The following is a 21336-nucleotide window of genomic DNA, read 5'->3' on the forward strand; positions in this document are numbered from 1 at the left end:
GATGAGCCTCGCCGCGCTGCTCGTGCTTGCCGACGGCCGTTTCCCCGCCGGCGGGCACGCACACTCCGGCGGGGCCGAAGCCGCCTGCAAGGCCGGCCGGATCCACGACGCCGCCACCCTGGAGGAGTTCTGCCGCGGCCGGCTCCACACGGCCGGGCTCGTCGCCGCCTCGCTCGCCGCGGCCGCGGCGAGCGGGCTCGACCCGGCGGTGCTCGACACCGCCGCCGACGCCCGTACCCCGTCGCCCGCCCTGCGCACCGCGGCGCGGCGGCTGGGCCGGCAGCTGCTGCGGGCCGCCCGGGCCACGTGGCCCTCCGCCGAACTCGACGCGCTCGCCGTGGCCTTCCCGCGCGGTGCGCACCAGCCGGTGGTGCTCGGGCTCACCGCCCGGGCGGCCGGACTCGGGCCGGCGGAAGCCGCGCACGTGGCGGCGTACGAGAGCGTCAGCGGGCCGGCGACCGCGACGGTGCGGCTGCTCGGCCTCGACCCCTTCGAGGCGAGCGGGGTGCTGGCCCGCCTCGCCCCCGAGCTCGACGCCGTCTCCGGACGGGCCGCGCGGGCCGCGGACCTGGCCCTGCGGGAGGGCCCGGACGCGCTGCCCGCGGCGTCCTCGCCGCTCCTGGAGATCGCCGCGGAAGCCCATGCGGCCTGGCCGGTCCGGCTGTTCGCCTCCTGACCGCCCGCCGCCCGCCGCGCGCTCTCCCCACCCCCCGACCACCTCCAAGACCTCCTGGAGATCCCCATGCACCTCGACCACGGCGTGACCTACCCCCAGCGCCACACCCACAGCGCCGAGCCCGTACGGGCGGACGGCTCGCGCCGCGCCCTGCGCATCGGACTCGGCGGACCCGTCGGCTCGGGCAAGACGGCCACCGTCGCCGCGCTCTGCCGCGCCCTGCGCTCCGAGCTGTCCATGGCCGTCGTCACCAACGACATCTACACCCGGGAGGACGCCGAGTTCCTGCTCCGCGAGGCCGTCCTGCCGCCCGAGCGGATCAGCGCGGTGGAGACCGGGGCCTGCCCGCACACTGCCATCCGCGACGACATCTCCGCCAACCTGGAGGCGGTGGAGGAGCTGGAGGAGACGGTCGGGCCGCTCGACCTGATCCTCGTCGAGTCCGGCGGCGACAACCTCACCGCCACCTTCTCCCGCGGCCTCGTCGACGCCCAGATCTTCGTCATCGACGTGGCCGGCGGTGACGACATCCCGCGCAAGGGCGGCCCCGGCGTGACCACCGCCGACCTGCTCGTCGTCAACAAGACGGACCTCGCCCCCTACGTGGGCTCCGACCTGGACCGGATGGCCCGCGACGCCGCCGAGCAGCGCGGTGAACTCCCCGTCGCCTTCCAGTCGCTGCGCGGCGCGGAGGGCGTGGCTCCGGTGGCCGCGTGGGTGCGCGGGCGGATCGCCGCCTGGGCCGCCCGGTGAGCACCGTCGCGCCCCCGGCCGCCCCGCCGCGTCCGCTTGCGAGCCCGATGGGCGTACGGGCCACCGCCCGGATCTCCGCGGTCGCCGACGGCCGTGGCGGCACCGCCCTGCCGCTGCTGTCCGGTGACGGGCCGCTCGCGCTGCGCCGCACCCGGGGCGCGGGAGCCGAAGCGGGCGTGATGCTGGTCGGCGCGATGACCGCCCCGCTCGGCGGGGACCACCTCGCGGTGGAGGCCGCCGCCGGCCCGGGCGCCCGCCTCGCCCTGGCCTCGGCGGCCGCCACCCTGGCGCTGCCCGGCCGCGGTGGTGAGCCCGCGCGCTACGACGTACGGCTGACCCTGGCCGAGGACGCGGCCGTTCGGTGGCTGCCGGAGCCCCTGGTCTCCGTGCGCGGCAGCCACCTGCGGGTGCGCACCCGGGCCGAACTCGCCCCCACGGCCCGGCTGCTGCTGCGCGAGGAGCAGGTGCTGGGCCGTACGGGGGAGGAGCCGGGCCTGCTGCGGAGCAGGCTCAGCGTGACCCTGGGCGGCCGGGTGCTGCTCGATCAGGAGCTGGCCTGCGGTCCGGGCGCACCGGGGGGCTGGGACGGTCCGGCGGGGCTGGCCGGCCACCGGGCGCTCGGTCAGCTCCTGGTCGTCGACCCGGCGTTCGCGGTGTCGGCGCCGGCTCCCGCGGTGCTCGGGGAGTTCGCGGCCGTCACTCCGCTGGCGGGCCCCGCCGTCCTCGTGACGGCTCTGGCTCCCGATGCGCTGCGGCTGCGCGAGGTACTCGACGTGGCGTGTCGAACGTACGGCTGGTAATCGCTGAGCGAACCTGGGACGAATCAGACACCGCTGAGCGGTACACGCCTTTCCGGTTATCGGGTTGGCAAAGAACGTGACCTTGCTCTGTTGTCAGGTGTAGGTCAGACGAAAGGATCCCTGTGCACCGACCGACCCGACCGACCCGGCCACGTGCGGCCGGATCTGACGCAGGGGGAACAACCACGTGATACGCACTGCAGCGCTGGGGAGCGCTGCCACTCTGATCACCGGAGCGCTGGCTGCGGGCCTGCTGCTCGCGCCGTCCGCCTCCGCGGCCCCGGCCGCCGGGAGCAGCTCGGTCCCGGAGGCGCTGGGCGTGCAGCTCGCCGCCGCCCGCGCCGCCCGTACCGGGATCGAGTGGAAGGACTGCCCCGCCGACTGGGGCTTCGAGGCCCCGATCCAGTGTGGCTGGGTCAAGGTCCCGCTGGACTACGCCAAGCCGTTCGGCAAGACCATCGACCTCGCGGTCGACCACATCGGCAACACCGGTACCAAGGAGGAGCGTCAGGGCGCGCTCATCTACAACCCCGGTGGCCCCGGTGGCTCCGGCATGCGCTTCCCGCGCCGGGTCACCACCAAGAGCCCGCTGTGGGTCAACACCTCCAAGGCCTACGACTTCGTGGGCTTCGACCCCCGCGGTGTCGGCCACTCCGCCCCGATCTCCTGCATCGACCCGCAGGAGTTCGTCAAGGCGCCCAAGGCCGACCCGGTCCCGTCCGGCGAGGCGGACAAGCGCGCCCAGCGCAAGCTCGCCGCCGAGTACGCGGACGGCTGCAAGGAGCGCAGCGGCGAGATGCTGCCGCACATGACCACGCCGAACACCGCGCGCGACCTGGACGTCATCCGGGCCGCCCTCGGTGAGAAGAAGCTGAACTACCTCGGCGTCTCCTACGGCACCTACCTGGGCGGCGTCTACGCGACGCTCTTCCCGACCCACGTGCGCCGCATGATCGTCGACAGCGTGGTCAACCCGGACACGGACAACATCTGGTACCAGGCCAACCTGGACCAGGACGTCGCCTTCCAGACGCGCTGGAACGACTGGCAGGACTGGGTCGCCAAGTACGACTCCGTCTTCCACCTCGGTGACACCCGCGCCAAGGTCGAGGCCAAGTACCAGCAGCTGCGCGCTCAGGCCAAGGCCAACCCGCTCGGCGGCGTCGTCGGCCCGAACGAGCTCATCGGCTTCTTCCAGGGCGCCCCGTACTACGACTCCTCGTGGGTCCCGGTCGCGCAGGCGTTCAGCGCCTGGGCCGCCGGTGACGAGAAGCCGCTGATCGAGGCCATCGCCCCGGACATGTCGGACACCAAGGGCAACGCCGCGTCCGAGAACAGCAACGCCGTCTACACCGCGGTCGAGTGCGCCGACGCCAAGTGGCCGACCAGCTGGGCCAAGTGGGACCGGGACAACACCAAGCTGAACGAGAAGTACCCGTTCCTGACCTGGTCCAACGCGTGGATGAACCTGCCCTGCGCGACCTGGAAGGCCAAGCAGAGCAACCCGATCGAGGTCGGCGCCAAGCGCGGCCTGGCGCCGGTCCTGATCGTCCAGTCCGAGCGTGACGCCGCCACCCCGTACGAGGGTGGCGTCGAGATGCACCGCCGTCTCGCCGGCTCGCGTCTGATCACCGAGCAGAACGCCGGCTCGCACGGTGTCACCAGCCTGGTGAACCCCTGCATCAACACCCGGGTGGACGCCTACCTGCTGACCGGCAAGGTCGACGCCAAGGACGTGAAGTGCGGTCCGCACGCCACTCCGGTCCCCCCGGCCCCGGCCGCCGCGAAGTCGCTCGCCAAGGCTCCGGCGTCCGCGCTCCCGGCGCAGGAGGAGCTGCCGGCCGTCCGCTAAGCCGGACGGTGGCATGAAGGGCACGGGAGAGGGCTCAGCGCGACCTGCGCCGGGCCTTCTTCCGTGCCTCCTCCTCTTCCGCCTTGACCTCGGCGGCGTACCGGTCCACGTACTCCTGGCCGGACAGCTGGAGCACGGCGTACATGATCTCGTCGGTGACGGCCCGCAGCACGGCCCGCTCGCCCTCCAGCCCGGCATAGCGCGAGAAGTCCAGCGGCCGGCCGAAGCGGATCGTCACCCGCCGGATGTTCGGGATCTTCTGCCCGGGCGGCTGGATCTCGAAGGTGCCGACCATCGCGCACGGGATGACGGGCACCCCGGCCCCGAGCGCCATCGCGGCCACGCCCACCTTGCCCTTGTACAGCCGTCCGTCGTGCGACCGGGTGCCCTCCGGGTAGATGCCCAGCAGCTCGCCCTTGGCCAGCACGCCCAGCCCCTCGCGCAGCGCGGCCTGCCCGGCGTCCTTGCCCGAGCGGTCCACCGGGATCTGCCCGGCGCTGCGGAAGAAGAACGCGGTCAGCCGCCCCTTCACCCCGGGACCGGTGAAGTACTCGGCCTTCGCGAGGAAGGTGATCCGGCGTTTGAGGATGGCCGGCATCAGGAAGTGGTCGGAGAAGGACAGGTGGTTGCCCGCGACGATCGCGGCCCCCTCCGCCGGGATGTTCTCCAGTCCCTCGATGCGCGGCCGGAAGAGCAGTCGCAGCAGCGGACCGAGCAGCACGTGCTTGAGCAAGTGGTAGAACACCGGGCGTTTTCCCTTCACCTGGGGTCAGGTCAGTGTGCCCGAGACGGTGCCGGATGGGCATGGCGCAGCGGAATTCCGCCGGTGCCGGAGGGGGCCGCGCGGACGCGGGCGTCAGGGCTTGCGGGACGCCGCCATGCCGGCGGTCAGCAGGCCGAGGAGCACCCAGCCGAACCACAGCCAGCCGTTGCTGCCGATGGCCACGGAATACGTGGCGACGGCCACCAGAGCGGCGAAGGTCATGACGGCCATCGCCTTAACGGATCCGGTCATGCCCCATGGTCGCGCGCGAAGGTGCCGGTGCGCTACTGGCCACGCGCCTGGAGGGAGGCGAGATACGAGTTGTACGCCTCCAGCTCCTGATCGCCGTCGCGGTCCGCGGCCCGGTCCGAGCGCTTCGCCGCCCGCTGCTCCGAGTGGTACCACTGGTAGACCAGCGCGATCAGCACCAGCACCGACGGGATCTCGCTGAAGGCCCAGGCGATGCCGCCGCCCCACTGCTGGTCGAGAAGCGGATCGATGCCGAGGGAGGCCGGCGGGTCCGAGTACGTCTTGATCATCGGCTCGCTCGCCATCATCAGGGCGATGCCGAAGAAGGCGTGGAACGGCATGCCGGCGAACAGCTCCAGCATCCGCATCACGTAACCGGGGCGGTGCGGCCCCGGGTCCACGCCCATGATCGGCCAGAAGAAGACCAGGCCGACGGCCAGGAAGTGCACCATCATGCCGATGTGCCCGGCCTTGCTCTCCATCAGGAAGTCGAAGAGCGGGGTGAAGTACAGGGCGTAGAGGCTGGCGATGAACAGGGGGATCGTGAACACCGGGTGGGTGATCACCTTCATGTAGCGGCTGTGCAGCAGCATCAGCAGCAGCTCGCGCGGACCCTTGACCCCCCGCGCGGCGGGCGGCAGCGCGCGCAGCGCCAGCGTCACCGGCGCGCCGAGCAGCAGCAGGATGGGGGAGAGCATGCTGATGACCATGTGCTGGATCATGTGCACGCTGAACATGACCATGCCGTAGTCGTTCAGCTTGGTGCACATCACCAGGGCCACGGTCAGCACGCCCGAGGTGAAGGCGATGGTCCGGCCCAGCGGCCAGGCGTCCCCGCGGCGCCGCAGCCGCAGCACACCCCACAGGTACAGGCCGAGGCCCACGAGCGAGCCGATCAGGAAGAACGCGTCGAAGGAGAACTCCAGCCCGCGCCCGAGAGTGAACGGCGGCAGGTCCATGTCCATGTGCATGTCCATGCCGTGACCGCTGTGATCCATCTGTCCACTCCCTTGACCTGTGGTGCCCCACCACAGTAATGCCGCCCCCGGAGATGAAATCGTCCGGGGGCACCCGTTAAAGGAGTGACGCGTAGAACGGGGGGAACATCACAGAACGTTCTGCGCCTCGTCGTAGCGCGCCGCCGGGACCGTCTTGAGGGTCTGCACGGCGTCGGCGAGCGGGACCATCTCGATCTCGGTCCCGCGCAGGGCCGTCAGCATGCCGAACTCGCCGCGGTGCGCCGCCTCGACCGCGTGCCAGCCGAAGCGGGTGGCCAGGACCCGGTCGTACGCGGTCGGCGTGCCGCCGCGCTGGACGTGGCCCAGGATGACCGGACGGGCCTCCTTGCCCAGGCGCCGCTCCAGCTCGACCGCGAGCAGGTTGCCGATGCCGGCGAAGCGCTCGTGCCCGTACTGGTCGGTGCCGCCCTCCTGGAAGTCCATGGAGCCGGCCCGCGGCTTCGCGCCCTCCGCGACCACGACGATCGCGAACCGCTTGCCGGCCGAGAACCGCTCGCCGACGATCGCCGTCAGCTCGTCGATGTCGAACGGGCGCTCCGGGACGACGATGGCGTGCGCACCCGCGGCCATGCCCGAGTGCAGGGCGATCCAGCCGGTGTGGCGGCCCATGACCTCCACGACCATCACGCGCTGGTGGGACTCGGCGGTGGTCTTCAGCCGGTCCAGGGCCTCGGTGGCGACCCCGACGGCGGTGTCGAAGCCGAAGGTGACGTCCGTCGAGGCGATGTCGTTGTCGATGGTCTTCGGGACGCCGACGATCGGCAGGCCGGCCTGCGAGAGCAGGTTCGCGGCCTTCAGGGTGCCCTCGCCGCCGATCGGGATGATGGCGTCCAGCCCCAGGTCGGCGACGTGCCCGCGGGCCCGCTCGACGCCGTCGCGCAGGTGCGCGGGCTGCACCCGGGAGGAGCCCAGGATCGTGCCGCCACGGGCCAGGATGCCGCCGACCTCGTCGAGGTCGAGCTTGCGGTAGTCGCACTCCAGCAGTCCGCGCCAGCCGTCGTGGAAGCCGATGACCTCGTCTCCGTGATCGACGACGGAGCGGTGCACGACGGAGCGGATGACGGCATTGAGGCCGGGGCAGTCGCCGCCGGAAGTGAGCACACCAATGCGCATGGCAGGAAGAACCTTTGCAACGTGGGCCGACGACCGGACCACGTCGTCCGGTTGGAACTACGGCCACCCTACAAGCGGTGGAGCGGTGGACTGAACCATCCTCCACATGCTGGTCACACTCGTCGTGCGAAACCACGTCGGCCCGGTTCCCCCAAGGGAAAACCGGGCCGAACACTTGATGGCGGGGCCGCCCGGATGAGCGGCCGGCGCGGTGCTAGGCGGGCTGCGTGGCCGCCGAGATCCGCTCGGCGCGCAGCGCCTCGTACCACCGGTCGTCGATGGGCGGCAGCGCGTTCACGTCGAGGGCCAGCTTCAGCAGCAGGTCCGCGATCTGCGGGTTGCGGGCCATCACGGGGCCGTGCATGTACGTGCCGAAGACCGTGTCGTTGTACGCGCCCTCGGTGCCGTCGCCCGTGCCGTTGCCGCGGCCCAGACGGGTGCGGGCGAACGGCCGCGCGGTCGGGCCCAGGTGCGTGACGCCCTGGTGGTTCTCGAAGCCCGTCAGCTGCGGCAGGTTCAGGCGCGGGTCGATGTCCGCCAGGACGTCGCCCACGCACCGCTCGCCCTCGCCGCGCACGGTCACCACGTCCAGCAGGCCGAGGCCCTCCTGGCGTTCGCCCATGTCGTTGACGAACTCGTTGCCGAGGATCTGGTAGCCGGCGCAGACGGAGAAGACGATCGCCCCGTTCGAGACGGCCCGCTCCAGACCGCCGTCGCGCAGCAGACGCTCCGCGGCGAGCCGCTGCGGCCGGTCCTCACCGCCGCCGATCAGGTAGATGTCGCCCGAGGTGGGGATGGGCTGGTCGCTGCGCACGTCCACGCGCTGCACGTCCAGGCCGCGCTGGCGCGCCCGGCGCTCCACCACGAGGGCGTTGCCCTGGTCTCCGTACGTGCTCAGCAGGTCGGGGTAGACCCACACCAGACGCAGGCTGTTGTCGCTCATGCTCTTGTCCTCTATGGGTGACTAGTTGCCGACGCGGCGGCGCACGTCCTGGAAGGCGGTGTAGTTGGCGATCAGCTCGATCTGTCCCGGCGGCGCCAGCTGCACGGCCTCGTCGAGGGTCTCGCAGACCCGGAAGTCCAGGCCGGCGACCTCCAGGCGGACGGCCAGGTCCAGCTTGCGGTCGCCGATCACGAAGATCGGGTGGCCGGCCAGCCGCGGGTAGTCCACGTCCCACAGCCAGGACGTGTCGGTGCCGTCCGCGCCGCGGGCGTTCACCGAGAGGATCACCGGCGCCGGCGGACCGTCGATCAGCGAAAACGTTTCGAGCCAGCCCGCGGGGTTCTTCGCGAGCAGCAGGCGCAGCTCACGGCCCTGGAAGCTGACCACGTCGTAGCGGCCGGCGACGGCCTGGACCTGGTACATCCGCTCCAGCGCGACCTGCGGCGGGACGCCGAACACGGCGGCCACGGCGGCCGAGGTGGCGGCGTTCGCCTTGTTGGCGCGGCCGGGCAGCTGGAGGTGGATCGGCCAGGCGCTGCCGTGCGGGTCCAGCACGTGGTCCCCGGACAGCACCCAGCTCGGGGTGGGGCGCCGGAAACCGCACTCGCCGCAGAACCAGTCGTCGCCGGGGCGCTGCATGACGCCACCGCAGGAGGGGCACGACCAGGCGTCGTCCTTCCACTCCTGGCCGGCGGCGACCCACACCACGTTCTGCGAGGACGAGGCCGACCACACGATCAGCGGGTCGTCGCAGTTCGCGACGATGACGGCCTTGGAGCCCTGGAGGCCCTCGCGCCACTTCTCCGCGAGCATGCGGGTCTCGGCCGCGCGGTCCAGCTGGTCGCGGGAGAGGTTCAGCAGGGCGATCACCTTGGGGGTGACGTCCCGGGCCACCCCGGCCAGGTACTTCTCGTCCACCTCGATGACGCCGTACTTGGCGTCCGAGCCGCCCGCGAGGGCGGAGGTGATGCCGGCCGGCATGTTGGCGCCGAGGGCGTTGGAGACGACCGGGCCGCTGGCCCGCAGGGCCTCCGCGATCAGCCGGGTCGTCGTGGTCTTGCCGTTCGTCGCGGAGACGAGGACGACGTCGAGATGCTGCGCGAGCGCTCCGAGGAGATCGGGGTCGAGTTTGAGTGCGACCTTGCCACCGATCACCGATCCGCTTCCGCGTCCCGCGGCCCGCGACACCGCCGCCGCGGCCTTGCCCGCCGTCACGGCCAGCTTGGCCCGCGGCGAAAGCGGCTCTGTGTTGCCTGCCATCGTCCCTTGTCCTCCTAGCGTCGGTCGGCCCCAGCCTATCCAGTACCGGCCGGAGCCTTGACCGCGGCGCCCCAGGGGCGCCGCGGATCTCCTCATATATTCGCCCGTCGTACGCTTACGGCCATGCGACAGCGCCCCATTCCCGGTACCACCGGCCTCGTCCGCACCATGAGCCTGCTGGGCGATCCGGTGCTCCACTCGGCCTGCGCGGAGGTCACCGAATTCGGCCCGGCCCTCGACCGGCTCATCGAGGACATGTTCGCGACGATGTACGCCGCCGAGGGCGTCGGCCTCGCCGCGAACCAGATCGGCGTCGGGCAGCGGGTGTTCGTGTACGACTGCCCCGACGACGAGGACGTGCGCCACGTCGGGCACATCGTGAACCCGCGCCTGGTGGCGGCCGACGGGGACGAGTTCCGCGGCCCCGAGGGCTGCCTGTCGCTGCCCGGCCTGGAGGCCGGCACGGTCCGCTTCGACCGTGCGGTCGTCGAGGGGGTGACCTCCGCGGGTGCGCCCGTGCGGATCGAGGGCACCGGGTTCTTCGCCCGCTGCCTCCAGCACGAGTGCGACCACCTCGACGGCACGGTCTACGCGGACCGGGTCACCGGGATGCGCGCCCGGCGGCTGCGGCGGGCGATCCGCAGGACGCCGTGGGGTGCGCGGGCCGGCGCGGCCGCGCGGGGCTGAGCGCGGTCCCGCCCCTCCCGGAGCGACCGGCGGACCCCGCGGCCGTCACAGCACTAGAAGCCCGGGCCGTCCTCGCGGTTGCCCGCCGTGGCCAGGCGGCCCCACAGCAGATCGGTGAGTCCCGCCACCAACTCCGCGCGCTCGCACGGGCGCTCGCCGAGCCACCAGTCTCCGGCGGCGTGCATCATGCCGACGATGCCGTGGCCCCAGATCCGGGCCAGCCGTTCCCCGCCGGGGCCGAGGTCCACGCGTTCGCCGATCACCTGGGCGAGCTCCTCGCCGAGCCTGCGCAGCAGTGGGGCCGAGTGCAGGCCCACGTCGAAGCCGCGCTCCGCGGCGTGCGAATCCTCGGCCGGGTGCATCAGGAAGCGGTACACCTGCGGCCGGGCCTCGATGGCAGCGAGATACGTGTCGAGGGTGTGCTCCACGCGGCTGCGGCGCTCGGCCGGGGCGTCGAGCGCGGCCCGCAGGGAGTCGAGCAGGGCGTCGGTGTGCCGGACGGCGAGGGCCTGGTAGAGCCCGGCCTTGTCGCCGAAGTGCCGGTAGAGGATGGGCTTCGTGATGCCGGCCTCGGCGGCGATGGCGTTCATGGACGCCTTGGGGCCGTCCCGGAGGACGACCCGGTCGGCCGCTTCGAGCAGCTCCCGCCTGCGGCGCTCGGCCGCTCCCGGTTCCCCGGTCTGCTGAGTGGTGTCCATGACGTGTTCTCTCCCCGCCCTTGCGATGGTGCGTGACGCCCACGCAACGTAACACCCCGCACACCCTCGCGAACGAATCGGCTGCGCGGGGAACGACTCTGCTTGACAGTGCTTACTCGCCGGTAACAGACTGTGGCCACCGTAAGGGTTACCGCTAGTAACGCACTGGTGGATGCACAGCTGGAGGGGACATGGCGGAGTTCACCATGGAGCTCAATGACGACCAGAAGCAGGTGCGGGACTGGATCCACGGCTTCGCGGCCGATGTGATCCGGCCCGCCGCCGCCGAATGGGACGAGCGCGAAGAGACTCCGTGGCCCGTCATCCAGGAGGCCGCGAAGGTCGGCATCTACTCGCTCGACTTCTACGCCCAGCAGTTCTTCGACCCTACCGGCCTCGGCATCCCCATGGCCATGGAGGAGCTGTTCTGGGGTGACGCGGGGATCGCCCTGTCGATCGTCGGTACCGGGCTCGCCGCCATCGGCGTCGTCGCCAACGGCACCGAGGAGCAGATCGGCACCTGGATCCCGCAGATGTACGGCACCCCCGACGACGTGAAGGTCGCCGCCTTCTGCTCCTCCGAGCCGGACGCCGGATCGGACGTCGGCTCGATGCGCACGCGGGCGGTCTACGACCAGGCCAAGGACGAGTGGGTGCTGAACGGCACCAAGACCTGGGCGACCAACGGCGGCATCGCCAACGTCCACATCGTCGTCGCCGTGGTCGACCCGGAGCTCGGCACCAAGGGCCACGCCTCCTTCATCGTGCCGCCGAACACCCCGGGCCTGTCGCAGGGCCAGAAGTTCAAGAAGCACGGCATCCGGGCCTCGCACACCGCCGAGGTGGTCCTGGAGGACGTACGCGTCCCCGGGTCCTGCCTGCTCGGCGGCAAGGACAAGCTGGACGAGCGGCTCGCGCGGGCTCGCGAGCGGGCCCGGGCGGGCGGCGGCGAGCGGGTGAAGAACGCGGCCATGGCCACCTTCGAGGCCTCCCGTCCCGCGGTCGGCGCCATGGCCGTCGGCACCGCGCGCGCGGCGTACGAGGTCGCCCTCGACTACGCCAAGACCCGTACGCAGTTCGGCCGCCCGATCATCGACAACCAGGGCGTGGCCTTCCAGCTCGCGGACATGCGGACCCAGATCGACGCTGCCCGCCTGCTGGTGTGGCGGGCCTCCTGGATGGCGGTCGCGGGCAAGCCCTTCACCTCGGCGGAGGGCTCCATGTCGAAGCTGTTCGCGAGCGAGGTCGCCAAGAAGGTCACCGCGCAGGCGGTCCAGATCCTCGGCGGCAACGGCTTCACCCGCGAGTACCCGGTGGAGCGCATGCACCGCGACAGCGCGATCTACACCATCTTCGAGGGCACCAGCGAGATCCAGCGCCTGGTGATCGCGCGCACGCTCTCGGAGATGCCGATCCGCTAGCCCGGGACCGCGGCTGCGGTGCCCCCGGACGCCTCGGGTGTCCGGGGGCACCGGCCCGTCAGCGCAGCGGCGTGAGGCAGGTGAGCTGGTCGCCGCCCTCGCTGTACTGCGGTTTGGCGAGGAAGTCGCGCGGGGCGCAGTCGCCGCCGGGCGCGTCCGCGGGCCGGGTGGCCCGGTACTGGGCGAGTGGCGAGCCGCAGTCGGTGACCAGCAGTTTCTGGTCCTTCCAGTCGCCCTCGTTGCGCACGCACTGACCCGTGATCAGCGCCGGCGGCTTGTCCTCCCCGGACAGCGTCAGGCCCAGCAGCAGCAAGGTGGGCGGCGTGAAGGCGATGAGCACGGCCGCCACGAGGAAGACCAGCGCCGGCGGTCGCCGCCACAGTGCCTTGCCCGGGTCCAGGGTGGGCAGGATGGCCCCCGCCGGGGGAGCGAGCCTGAGGAAGCGCGCCCGGGCGCCGAAGTTCAGCAGCAGGGTGACCGGCGTGATGAACACCGACAACGGGCCCCACCAGCCCTGCCACAGCGTGTCCGCGGACATCCTGCGGTAGGTCGCGAGCCCGCAGTCGCGGCACAACGGCCCCTCCTGGCGCAGGAACCGCATCAGGACGAGCATGCCCTGGTGCCCCCGTACGGTGGCCTGCGCGGCGGGCTCGGCCCCGCACAGGCGGCAGCCGGCCGGGGCGCCCGGCACCGGGTGGGCGCCGTAGGGGCCCCACTGCTGCGGCACCGGGTACGGGCCGTGGGGGCCGCCCTGCTGCGGGGCGTAGGGGTGGTACGGGCCGGCGCCGTGCTGCGGTGGCGGAGTGGCCACGGGTTCTCCTCGGTCTCGCGGTGATCAACGGGTGCTCGGTGATCACGGCACCCTAGCCCGCGCCGTCACCCCCGCAGCAGCCGGGCGAGGGCCCGCGAGAACAGGAGCCGGCCGGCCGCCGCGACCAGCGGGTCGAAGCGGCGCCCCAGCCCGCGCACGTGCAGTTCCTCGCGCCACTCCACCACCGATCCGCCGGCCGGACCGGGGCGGACCCCGATCTCCGCCCAGCCCGTGACCGCGCGGCCGCGCTTCTCCAGCCGGACCAGCCCCGGGGCGGCGTCGGCCGGGGGCTGCCAGAGGGCGACTTCCATGGGGTCGTCGAACGTGATCCTCCCCACGCCCGTGCGCGCCGTGAAGCGTGTTCCGACGCGCGTGGGCGGCTCCGTCCCGATGATCGTCCGCGTGAGCGGGACCTGTGCGCCGTGGCGCTTCCAGTCAGTGACCCGCCGCCAGGCCTCGGCGGGCGGGAGGGAGGTTCGGTGAATGATCCGGATACCGGGCATGAGCGCATGGTAAGCGGGCATACACACCCTGAACTGGACCCCGAATATGGGTTCCGTCCGGGGGCGGCGATCAGTAATACTCACCGCCACCGTGGATCGCGGATTCGACCGGGTGACCACCGGCCCTCCCGCCCCACTCTGCGAGGAGGTGCGCCATGTGCTCCCACCAGCCCCCCTGCCCGTCCGCCGATGACGCCGATCACGATGCCGCCCGCATCGTGGCCTTCCGCCCCGAACAGGGCTGGAGTCTGCTCTGCAACGGCCTGGTGATCTTCGATGACACCGGTGAGCTGCTCCCCGACGGCCGTGCGGTGGAACCCCGCCGCCCGGCCCTGGTCTGAGCGAGGAGGCCGCATGCGCCAGCAGCTGATCCGCAAGCCCGTCCCCAAGCCCGCACCCCGAGACCTGGACCTGCGCACACCGTCGGGCAGACCCCTCCCGTACTGACGGGAGCCCCGGCGTTACGCGGCCCCACCGGCCGGAGTTCAGCCGGTGGGCGCTGTGGTTCCGCCCAGGAACGCGGCCTCGTACGCATCGTCCCCGATCGCCGCGCGGGCCTGCTGCTCGCCCCGGTCCCGCAGGGCCGTCAGCGAGGGTGAGCCCATCTGCGGCCTGCCGACGGTGCGCCACCAGGCGTGCCCGGTGCCCAGCAGCCGGGCCGCGAGTTCCCCGTCGCCCAGGGCCGCCACCGCCGCCGCGAGCAGGTCCAGACCCAGCGCGATGCCGAACCGGTCGCCGAGCAGCCGCTTGCCGGAGAGCATCGCCCGCACGTGGCGCGCCGCCTCCCCGTGCTGGCCGAGCCCGAGCGCCGCGACGGCCAGCACGTAGTCCGCGTACGCCCGCAGCCAGCGCTCGCCCAGCTCGGCGCAGGCTTCCCGCAGTCCCCGCGCCTCCTCGGCGGCCTCCTCGAAGCGCCCCAGGTCGCACAGGGCGTAGCCGGTGGCCAGCCGGCACAGGAGCCAGCCCGGCCCGCTGGTCCGGCCGCCGTGCCCGGCCCGCGCCCGGGGGCCCGCCAGCTCCAGCGCCCGTACGGGGTCTCCGGGCATCAGCACCGACACCGCGTGCAGGTACGCCGCGCGCAGCTCCGGCTCGGGATCCGCCAGCCGGGCCGCCGCGCGGGTGCATTCGCCGCCCAGCTCGCGGGCCGCCTCCATGTCCCCCTGGAGCAGCGCGGTCAGCCCGAGCGCCCACAGCGCCTGGGTGTACGCGGCGCCGGTGCCCGGAGCCGTGCGCAGGGCCCGCTCGAGAAAGCCTCGGCCTTCGTGCACGTGTCCGCACGAGAACCAGAAGAACCACAGGGCCCCGGCCATGTCGAGCGCGGCCACCGGATCGGCGCCGAGGAGGTGCTCCAGCGCCGTCCGCAGCTGGGCGTGCTCGGCGGTCATCCTGCGGTACCAGTCCACCTGTTCGGGGCTCAGCCACCCCTGGCCGGCGGCCTGGCTGAGCGCCGCGTACCAGTGGGCGTGCCGGTCGGCGACGGTCTGCACCTCGCCGAGCTCGGCCAGCCAGTCGTGGCCGTACTCGCGGATGGTGTCCAGCATGCGGTAGCGGGCGCCCGCGCCCCGCTCCGCGGAGCGTCGCACGACGGACTTCGCGACCAGGCCCGCGAGCACCCGCTCCACGCGGGAGGCCGGCAGCGGACCACCCGCGCACACCGCCCGGGCCGCAGCGACGTCGAAGTCCCCGGTGAAGACGGACAGCCGGGCCCACAGCAGCCGTTCCACCGGTTCGCACAGCTCGTGGCTCCAGCCGATCGCGGTCCGCATCGTCCGGTGCCGGTGCTGGAGGACGGGCCGGGTGTCGGACAGCACGGCGAAGCGGGCGCCGAGGCGCTGCGCCATCTGCTCCAGCGTCCACAACCGCATTCGGGCCCCGGCGAGTTCCAGGGCCAGCGGGATCCCGTCGAGGCGGCGGCACACCTCGGCCGCGAGACCGGCCCGGCCGGGGTCGTCGAAGGCCGCGGCCGCCTGCGCGGACGCGGCGACCGCGCGGGCGCGGAACAGGGCGAGGGCATCGCTGTCGGGTCCGTCGCAGGGCAGCGGGCAGACCTCGACGACCCTTTCGCAGGGGCTGGCCAGCGGCTCCCGGGAGGTGATCAGGACCGTCAGTCCGGGCGCGGACTGCAGGAGTTCACCCACGAGGTGGCGGCACTCGGCCACGATGTGCTCGCAGGTGTCGAGGACGAGGAGCAGTTCCTTGTCGGCCATCCACGCGCACAGCTCCTCGTCGAGGGGGCGGGCGGAGTGGTCGGTGAGGCCGACGGCGTGGGCGACCGTCGTCGTGAGCAGGCCGGGATCGCGCAGGGGCGAGAGCGCCACCCACCAGACCCCGTCGGGCCGTGCCTGTTCGGGGTCGCCCACGGCCCGCCGTGCGAGGCGGGACTTGCCGACGCCGCCCACCCCGGTCAGGGTGGTCAGCCTGCGGGAGCGCAACAGGCAGTGCAGTTCGGCGAGTTCGTTCTCGCGGCCGATGAAGCCACCGGGATCGGGCGGCAGGTTCCCCGGGGGGACGGCGGGTTCCGGCCCGAAATCGTCTTCGGGTTCCGCGGAATCCGGGTGGTCTGTGTTGAACGCGTACTCACCGAACACGGATGTATTGTGCGCGATCTTCTCGTTCGGCCGTGCCGTTCCGTCCGGATTGCTGTCACGTTGCCGGGACGCCCGCCGTGCGCCTCACGGCGCGAGTACGATGCTCCGCTCCGCGGAGAAGGCCCCCCAGTTGCCGTCGGGCAGCCGGGCGCGGAGCTTGAGCGACCACGGTGTGCCGGCCGGTTCGGTCACCGTGAGCCGGTACTCCACCCGGGCGGCCCCGGAGGGGGGCACGGCGCCGGCGCCGAACTGGATGACGGTGACGGGCTTCGCGTTGACGTGGAGTTCGTACTCGGCGGTCGGCCGGCCGGTGTCGGGGGCCGTCCAGGTCAGGGTGACGGCGCCGGGGGAGGCGGTCGCGGTGAACTCGGTGGGCGCGGTGCCCGGGCCCTGTCCCGCGGAGGGCGGGGTGGTCACCTCCACCGCCGGGCCGTCGGGGGAGGAGTTGTCCGCTCCGTCGCGGGCCCGGACGGTGAAGGTGTAGACGGTGTCCGGCTGGAGGCCGGTCAGGGTGGTGGCGCTCTCGCCGGGGCCGGTCGTGTGGATCCGGATGCCGCCCTGGTAGACGTCGTACGCGGTGACGCCGGTGTCGTCGCTCGCCGCGGCCCAGGACAGGGTGGCGGCCCGGGGGCCGTCCGCGCGGCCCGTCGTGCGCGCCGGGGCGGTGGGGGCCTGGTGGTCCTCGGCCTTGGCCGCCGGGGTGGTGGCCGCTGCGGACGCGCTGGGGCCGGAGGTGTTCCCGGCGGCGTCCCGGGCCCGGACCGTGAAGACGTAGGCGGTCTGCGGGGCGAGGCCCGTGACGTCCACCATCGTCCGGTCGGCCGGCAGTTCGCGCACCAGCCGTCCCGCCTGGAAGACCTGGTAGTTGGTCACCCCGTCGGCCGGGGCCGCCGCCTGCCACATGACGTGCACGGACGTGGCGCTGCCGGCCTGTGCGGTGATCCCGGCCGGAGCCGCCGGGGGCCTGGTGTCGGCCGACGAGCAGGCGGTGAGCCCGGCAGCGGTCAGGCAGAGGGCGAGCAGGGGGGCGGTGCGTCGCACGGGGCCCTCCTCGGCTTCCGCTTCGTCGTAAAGGTCTAGACATATATGGCACGGGTGCGGGCGGCGCGGCAAGGCCCGTGCACCACGGCCTTTCGCGTCAGGCCGATGGGAGGCGCGAGGGGGATGCTGCGTGGGCCGCGCGTGTCGGTCCCGGCCGGATCCGCTTTCCCGGCGCCCCGCGAGGCCGGCGCGGACTGCTGCAACGCGCCTGCCCGGCCCGCACCCCGGTGCCGCGCCCTGCGCAGGCCGCTCTGCGGCGAGATGAGCCTGATGCCGGACTCCTCGACAACTGCCGCCCTGCTGGGCGTGGTCGAGGAGTGCCGCGCCGACGACCGGCCCGGCTCCTCGCCGTCGGCCACGATCCGCCACCGCCTGGCCGCCGGCGCGACCGTACGAACCACCGGGGCGAGATCGTCAAGCACCGGTCGCCCGTCACGGACGGTCAACACCCGTACGGCGGACACGTGTTTCGCCCGAAGGCACCCCCTCCTGCGCCAGGATGGGCGCCGCTCTCAGGAGGTAACGATGGTGATCTCGCTCTCCCTGGTCGTGCTGCTCCTCGTCCTCGTGTCGATCTTCGTGCGCAGCGGCGGCCTCAAGTTCTCCCACGCCCTCGTCTGCGTACTGCTCGGCTTCTACCTCGCGAGCAGCAGCATGGCGGCGACCATCCACGACGGGCTGTCGGCCACGGCCGACGTCGTCTCGGCGCTGCGCCCGTAGGCGCCCGGGAGGTCCGTGTTGACCGACTGTTGCGCCTACATGAATCATCCCGCTCCCCCATGGACTCCTCCGGCCGTGCGATCTAGCGTCTGGCGGCGGCGCGATGTCATACGCACTGTCAATAAAACTGAAGAGAACGGAGGAACTCCGGATGTTCCGAAGAGCGCTGAACTGCGCCGTGGTCCCCGCCCTCATCGTCTTCACCGCGATGTACGGGATCTCCCCGGCCCAGGCCGAGTCGATACCCCAGACCCCCGGCCACCGCCTGGTCGGCCACTACGACGGCGCCCCCGCGACCCCCGCCCCGCTGCCCGGCGAAGCCCCGCCCCAGCACCCCTTCCTCGCGCCCAACGGCCGCAGCGGCATGCACTCCGACGCCGGGGGCAGCGCCACCTCGCCGTGGTCCGGGCCGCTCGGCCGGAACCCGCAGGTGACCAGCGAGAAGATCGCGGCCCTGGGCGGCGAATGCGCCACCGCCACCTTCGACGCCGGCGGCCGGCTGGTCACCGTCTGCGGCACCTTCACCGGCTTCAAGGTCAAGCTCCTGGACCCCCGTACGCTGGCCACGCTCGCGGAACACCAGCTCCCGCAGCGTTCCTCGACGGTCGAGGCGATCACCTCGCTCGACTTCTCGAAGATCTTCAAGGACACCTCGGGCGGCGCCTACTTCTACCTGGACGACCGGGACCGGGCGGTCCTCGCCGACTCGCGCCAGCACATCCTGCGACTCTCGCACGCCCAGCGCCCGGACGGCAGCTGGACGTTCACGGTGGACGACGACTGGGACCTCACCGGCCAGGTCCCGCACGACTGCGTCACCTGGACCAACCTGCGGCCCAGCGGCACCTGCGACCCCGTGACCTCCGTGATGCCCGACTGGGACGGCCGCATCTGGTGGGTCACCCGCCAGGGCCGCGTGGGCACCGTGGACCCGCAGACCGCCCGGATCCACTCGATCCGGCTCCCGGGCGAGGAGATCCAGAACTCGTTCTCGGTCGCGCGGGACGGTGTGTCGATCGTCTCCGACCACGCCCTCTACAGCTTCCGCGCCGCCGACGACGGCACCCCCGAAGTGCAGTGGCGGCAGACCTACGACCGCGGTACGGGAACCAAACCCGGCTCCGTGAACCAGGGTTCGGGCACCACCCCGGACCTCTTCGGCGACGGCTACGTCGCCATCACCGACAACGCCGACGACCGGATGAACGTCCTCGTCTACCGGCGGGGCACGGACGTCCCGGCCGACCGGCGGCTGGTCTGCACGGTGCCCGTGTTCGGCAGCGGCGCCTCGACCACCGACAACTCCCTCATCACCTGGGGCAACAGCATCGTCGTCGAGAACAACTACGGCTACGAGAACCTCACCAGCCTGCTGCTCGGCAAGTCGGTCGTCGGCGGGGTCAGCCGGATCGACGTGCGCGCCGACGGCAGCGGCTGCGACACGGTGTGGCAGAGCGCGATCCGCTCGCCGTCCGTCGTCCCCAAGCTCTCCACCGGGAACGGGCTGCTCTACTTCTACGAGAAGGAGCCCAACGCCTGGGGGATCGACGCCTGGTACCTCACGGCGGTGGACTTCCGCACCGGTGAGCGCCGCTGGCGGCAGCTGACCGGCACCGGCCCGCTGTACGACAACAACTGGGCGCCGATCACCCTCGGCCCCGACGGCACCGCGTACGTCGGCGTCTTCAACGGCATCGTCGCGGTGCGCGACGGCGGCTGACGCGCCGAACGACCTCCGTGGGGCCGGTGGCCGGCCCCGCGGGGTCATCCCCGGTGCGGACCGGCCCGTTCGGCCCGTTCGGCCTGTTCAACCCGTGGGATCTGTTCGGCCTGGCCGGCGTGCTCGGCCCGGTCAGCCCGCTCGGGCCGCCACAGCGGGTGCTCGCGCTCCGCCCAGGCCCGGCCGACGGAGCCCGTGCGCAGCCCGCGGCGCGCCTCCGGGTCGGCCAGGGCCTTGCCGATGTGCGCGGCGAGCACGAGACCGACGGCGAGGGCCAGCCAGTCGTGGACGAAGACGGCGGCCGTGCGCTGTACGAGGGGGACCAGGCCGGTCCACCACATGAGTGCGCCGGTGCCCGTCATCACCAGCACCGCCCCCGCCAGCCAGCCCGCGTACACCTTCTGCCCGGCGTTGAACTTGCCGGCGGGCCGCGCGGTGACCCGGTCGCGCCGCAGGGCGGCCCGCAGCCAGACCCGGTCGTGCGGCCCGAAGCGGCCCAGGCGCCGCAGGTCGGCGCGGAACGCCCGTGAGGCGAGCCCCAGCAGGAACGGCACACCGAGCAGCAGCCCGGACCAGACGTGCACGGTGACGACCAGATGCCGTCGGCCGACGAGTTCGGCGAGCGCGGGCAGGTACAGGCAGGCCGCCGAGGCGACGCACAGGCCCATCAGCGCGGCGGTGGCCCGGTGGATCCACCGTTCTGCACGGCTGAACCGGCGAACGCTCCCGGGACGCTGCGGTGCGGCCCCGGACGGTGCGGCCCCGGAAGGTACGGCCCCGGAGGGTGCGGCCCCGGAGGGTGCGGGTCCGGGCGGCGCGGGCTCAGACGGTCGGGGCATCGTCGCGTCCGTTCGACCGGCCGACCCAGGCGTCGACGTCGTAGCCGAGACGCTCCCAGTAGCCGGGTTCGACGTCATGGGTGAGGGTGATGCCGGAGAGCCACTTCGCCGATTTGTAGAAGTACATGGGGGCGACGAACAGCCGGACGGGACCGCCGTGGGAGTGGCCCAGCGGCTTGTCCTGCATGCGCAGCGCCACCATGACGTCGTCCCGGCGGGCCTGGGGGAGGGTCAGGCTCTCGGTGTACGTGCCGTCGAAACAGCTGAAGCGCACGGCCCGCGCCTGCGGCCGCACTCCCGCGGCGTCGAGCAGCCGTGCCAGCGGCACTCCCTCGAAGGGGGTGCCGGGGACCCGCCAGCCGGTGACGCACTGGACGTCCCGCACCACCCGGGTCTGCGGAAGCCGCTGGAGCGCGTCGAGGGTGTACGTCGTCGGGCGTTCCACCAGGCCGTCCACGGTGAGCCGGTAGTTCTCGGGGCCGCGCTCGGGGACGGAGGAGGCCACCGAGTAGTAGCGGAACCCGCCGCCGTTCGGCAGCAGGCCGGTGAGGCCGGTGGGGTCCTTGTCGGAGGCGGCGCCGAGGAACGACTCGAAGCCGCCCTGCAGGTACGGGGCGGCGACCAGCCCGGCCGCACCGAGCCCGGCCATGCCGAGGACGAGACGGCGTCCGATCGGTGTGCCGTGGCCGTCGGGGTCGAGGTCGAGGTCGAGGTCGGGGCCGGGTTGCCGGGGCGGGGGTGCGGGTGCGGGGCTCACGGGCCGATTCGACCACCGCCGGCGCTCCCGCACCAGGCCCGGCGGCCGTCCGTCAGACTTCCGTCACACCTCGTCCTGCGGGCAGGGGTGGCCGTCGGGGTGCCCGGTAGGGTGCCCGTTGAT

At 72.8% G+C, this 21336-nt stretch carries 21 protein-coding genes and 1 pseudogene; 9 read left to right on the forward strand and 13 right to left on the reverse strand.

Annotated features, from left to right (window positions below; translation table 11 throughout):
* The first annotated feature begins 1 nt into the window (after position 1).
* The 4 genes from ACIPK4_RS27375 (at position 2) to ACIPK4_RS27390 (ending at position 4081) form a co-directional block, all read left to right on the forward strand.
* The gene (locus ACIPK4_RS27375) at positions 2-676 is read left to right on the forward strand and encodes an urease accessory protein UreF (protein WP_402317054.1); all 675 of its coding nucleotides are present in this window, start codon (positions 2-4) and stop codon (positions 674-676) included.
* A gap of 66 nt (positions 677-742) precedes the next feature.
* Positions 743-1429, forward strand: a complete 687-nt coding sequence (gene ureG, locus ACIPK4_RS27380) for an urease accessory protein UreG (protein ID WP_054225077.1) — start codon at positions 743-745, stop codon at positions 1427-1429.
* A gap of 47 nt (positions 1430-1476) precedes the next feature.
* Positions 1477-2229, forward strand: coding sequence for an urease accessory protein UreD (locus tag ACIPK4_RS27385; RefSeq protein WP_402317448.1), 753 nt, complete (start codon positions 1477-1479; stop codon positions 2227-2229).
* Positions 2230-2416: 187 nt separating this feature from the next.
* A complete protein-coding gene (locus tag ACIPK4_RS27390; RefSeq protein ID WP_402317058.1) occupies positions 2417-4081 on the forward strand; it encodes an alpha/beta hydrolase in 1665 nt (554 codons plus the stop codon).
* Positions 4082-4115: 34 nt separating this feature from the next.
* Here the strand turns inward: ACIPK4_RS27390 and ACIPK4_RS27395 are convergent, their stop codons facing one another.
* The 6 genes from ACIPK4_RS27395 to ACIPK4_RS27420 all read right to left on the reverse strand — a co-directional run bounded on the left by ACIPK4_RS27395 (position 4116) and on the right by ACIPK4_RS27420 (position 9428).
* Complete coding sequence (locus ACIPK4_RS27395) at positions 4116-4826, reverse strand: 1-acyl-sn-glycerol-3-phosphate acyltransferase (RefSeq protein WP_054225079.1); 711 nt, start codon at positions 4824-4826, stop codon at positions 4116-4118.
* Positions 4827-4937: 111 nt separating this feature from the next.
* On the reverse strand, positions 4938-5096 hold the full coding sequence (locus tag ACIPK4_RS27400; RefSeq protein ID WP_402317062.1) for a hypothetical protein: 159 nt from the start codon (positions 5094-5096) through the stop codon (positions 4938-4940).
* 32 nt (positions 5097-5128) lie between these two features.
* Entirely contained in the window at positions 5129-6091 is a 963-nt protein-coding gene (locus tag ACIPK4_RS27405; protein ID WP_054225080.1) for a cytochrome c oxidase assembly protein, read from the reverse strand.
* A gap of 108 nt (positions 6092-6199) precedes the next feature.
* Complete coding sequence (locus tag ACIPK4_RS27410) at positions 6200-7225, reverse strand: 6-phosphofructokinase (protein ID WP_402317064.1); 1026 nt, start codon at positions 7223-7225, stop codon at positions 6200-6202.
* A gap of 214 nt (positions 7226-7439) precedes the next feature.
* Positions 7440-8168, reverse strand: coding sequence for a type 1 glutamine amidotransferase (locus ACIPK4_RS27415; protein WP_054225082.1), 729 nt, complete (start codon positions 8166-8168; stop codon positions 7440-7442).
* Between the two features lie 21 nt (positions 8169-8189).
* On the reverse strand, positions 8190-9428 hold the full coding sequence (locus ACIPK4_RS27420; protein ID WP_054225083.1) for a MurT ligase domain-containing protein: 1239 nt from the start codon (positions 9426-9428) through the stop codon (positions 8190-8192).
* Between the two features lie 123 nt (positions 9429-9551).
* Between ACIPK4_RS27420 and def the strand changes: the two genes are divergently transcribed.
* Complete coding sequence (gene def / locus ACIPK4_RS27425) at positions 9552-10115, forward strand: peptide deformylase (protein WP_054225084.1); 564 nt, start codon at positions 9552-9554, stop codon at positions 10113-10115.
* 53 nt (positions 10116-10168) lie between these two features.
* Here def and ACIPK4_RS27430 read toward each other — a convergent pair whose 3' ends face one another.
* Entirely contained in the window at positions 10169-10813 is a 645-nt protein-coding gene (locus ACIPK4_RS27430; protein ID WP_402317069.1) for a TetR family transcriptional regulator, read from the reverse strand.
* A gap of 191 nt (positions 10814-11004) precedes the next feature.
* Between ACIPK4_RS27430 and ACIPK4_RS27435 the strand changes: the two genes are divergently transcribed.
* Entirely contained in the window at positions 11005-12234 is a 1230-nt protein-coding gene (locus ACIPK4_RS27435; protein ID WP_054225086.1) for an acyl-CoA dehydrogenase family protein, read from the forward strand.
* A 58-nt stretch (positions 12235-12292) separates the two neighbouring features.
* On the opposite strand, the gene ACIPK4_RS27440 is transcribed toward ACIPK4_RS27435, so the two are convergent.
* Together ACIPK4_RS27440 and ACIPK4_RS27445 are read right to left on the reverse strand one after the other, a co-directional pair.
* Positions 12293-13045, reverse strand: coding sequence for a hypothetical protein (locus ACIPK4_RS27440; protein ID WP_402317072.1), 753 nt, complete (start codon positions 13043-13045; stop codon positions 12293-12295).
* Between the two features lie 65 nt (positions 13046-13110).
* Entirely contained in the window at positions 13111-13548 is a 438-nt protein-coding gene (locus tag ACIPK4_RS27445) for an SRPBCC family protein (protein WP_402317075.1), read from the reverse strand.
* Between the two features lie 155 nt (positions 13549-13703).
* On the opposite strand from ACIPK4_RS27445, the gene ACIPK4_RS27450 reads away from it, so the two are divergent.
* Positions 13704-13889 carry a DUF5999 family protein gene (locus tag ACIPK4_RS27450; RefSeq protein ID WP_402317078.1) on the forward strand — a complete coding sequence of 62 codons (186 nt, stop codon included), beginning with the start codon at positions 13704-13706 and terminating at the stop codon, positions 13887-13889.
* A gap of 144 nt (positions 13890-14033) precedes the next feature.
* Here ACIPK4_RS27450 and ACIPK4_RS27455 read toward each other — a convergent pair whose 3' ends face one another.
* Together ACIPK4_RS27455 and ACIPK4_RS27460 are read right to left on the reverse strand one after the other, a co-directional pair.
* Complete coding sequence (locus tag ACIPK4_RS27455) at positions 14034-16136, reverse strand: ATP-binding protein (RefSeq protein WP_402317081.1); 2103 nt, start codon at positions 16134-16136, stop codon at positions 14034-14036.
* An 84-nt stretch (positions 16137-16220) separates the two neighbouring features.
* Positions 16221-17177 (reverse strand): fibronectin type III domain-containing protein, encoded by a 957-nt coding sequence (locus ACIPK4_RS27460; protein ID WP_402317084.1) that lies wholly within the window; start codon positions 17175-17177, stop codon positions 16221-16223.
* Between the two features lie 525 nt (positions 17178-17702).
* Here ACIPK4_RS27460 and ACIPK4_RS27465 point away from each other — a divergent pair.
* Both ACIPK4_RS27465 and ACIPK4_RS27470 read left to right on the forward strand, forming a co-directional pair.
* Positions 17703-17897 carry a hypothetical protein gene (locus tag ACIPK4_RS27465; RefSeq protein ID WP_402317451.1) on the forward strand — a complete coding sequence of 65 codons (195 nt, stop codon included), beginning with the start codon at positions 17703-17705 and terminating at the stop codon, positions 17895-17897.
* Positions 17898-18048: 151 nt separating this feature from the next.
* A complete protein-coding gene (locus ACIPK4_RS27470; RefSeq protein ID WP_402317087.1) occupies positions 18049-19617 on the forward strand; it encodes a hypothetical protein in 1569 nt (522 codons plus the stop codon).
* Between the two features lie 143 nt (positions 19618-19760).
* Here the strand turns inward: ACIPK4_RS27470 and ACIPK4_RS27475 are convergent.
* Together ACIPK4_RS27475 and ACIPK4_RS27480 are read right to left on the reverse strand one after the other, a co-directional pair.
* A pseudogene (locus tag ACIPK4_RS27475) lies at positions 19761-20285 on the reverse strand (cytochrome b/b6 domain-containing protein); the annotation flags it as partial.
* A 154-nt stretch (positions 20286-20439) separates the two neighbouring features.
* A complete protein-coding gene (locus ACIPK4_RS27480) occupies positions 20440-21105 on the reverse strand; it encodes a molybdopterin-dependent oxidoreductase (protein ID WP_402317454.1) in 666 nt (221 codons plus the stop codon).
* Between the last annotated feature and the right edge of the window lie 231 nt (positions 21106-21336).

This window comes from Streptomyces sp. NPDC086989, assembly GCF_044745505.1.
GTDB lineage: Bacteria > Actinomycetota > Actinomycetes > Streptomycetales > Streptomycetaceae > Streptomyces.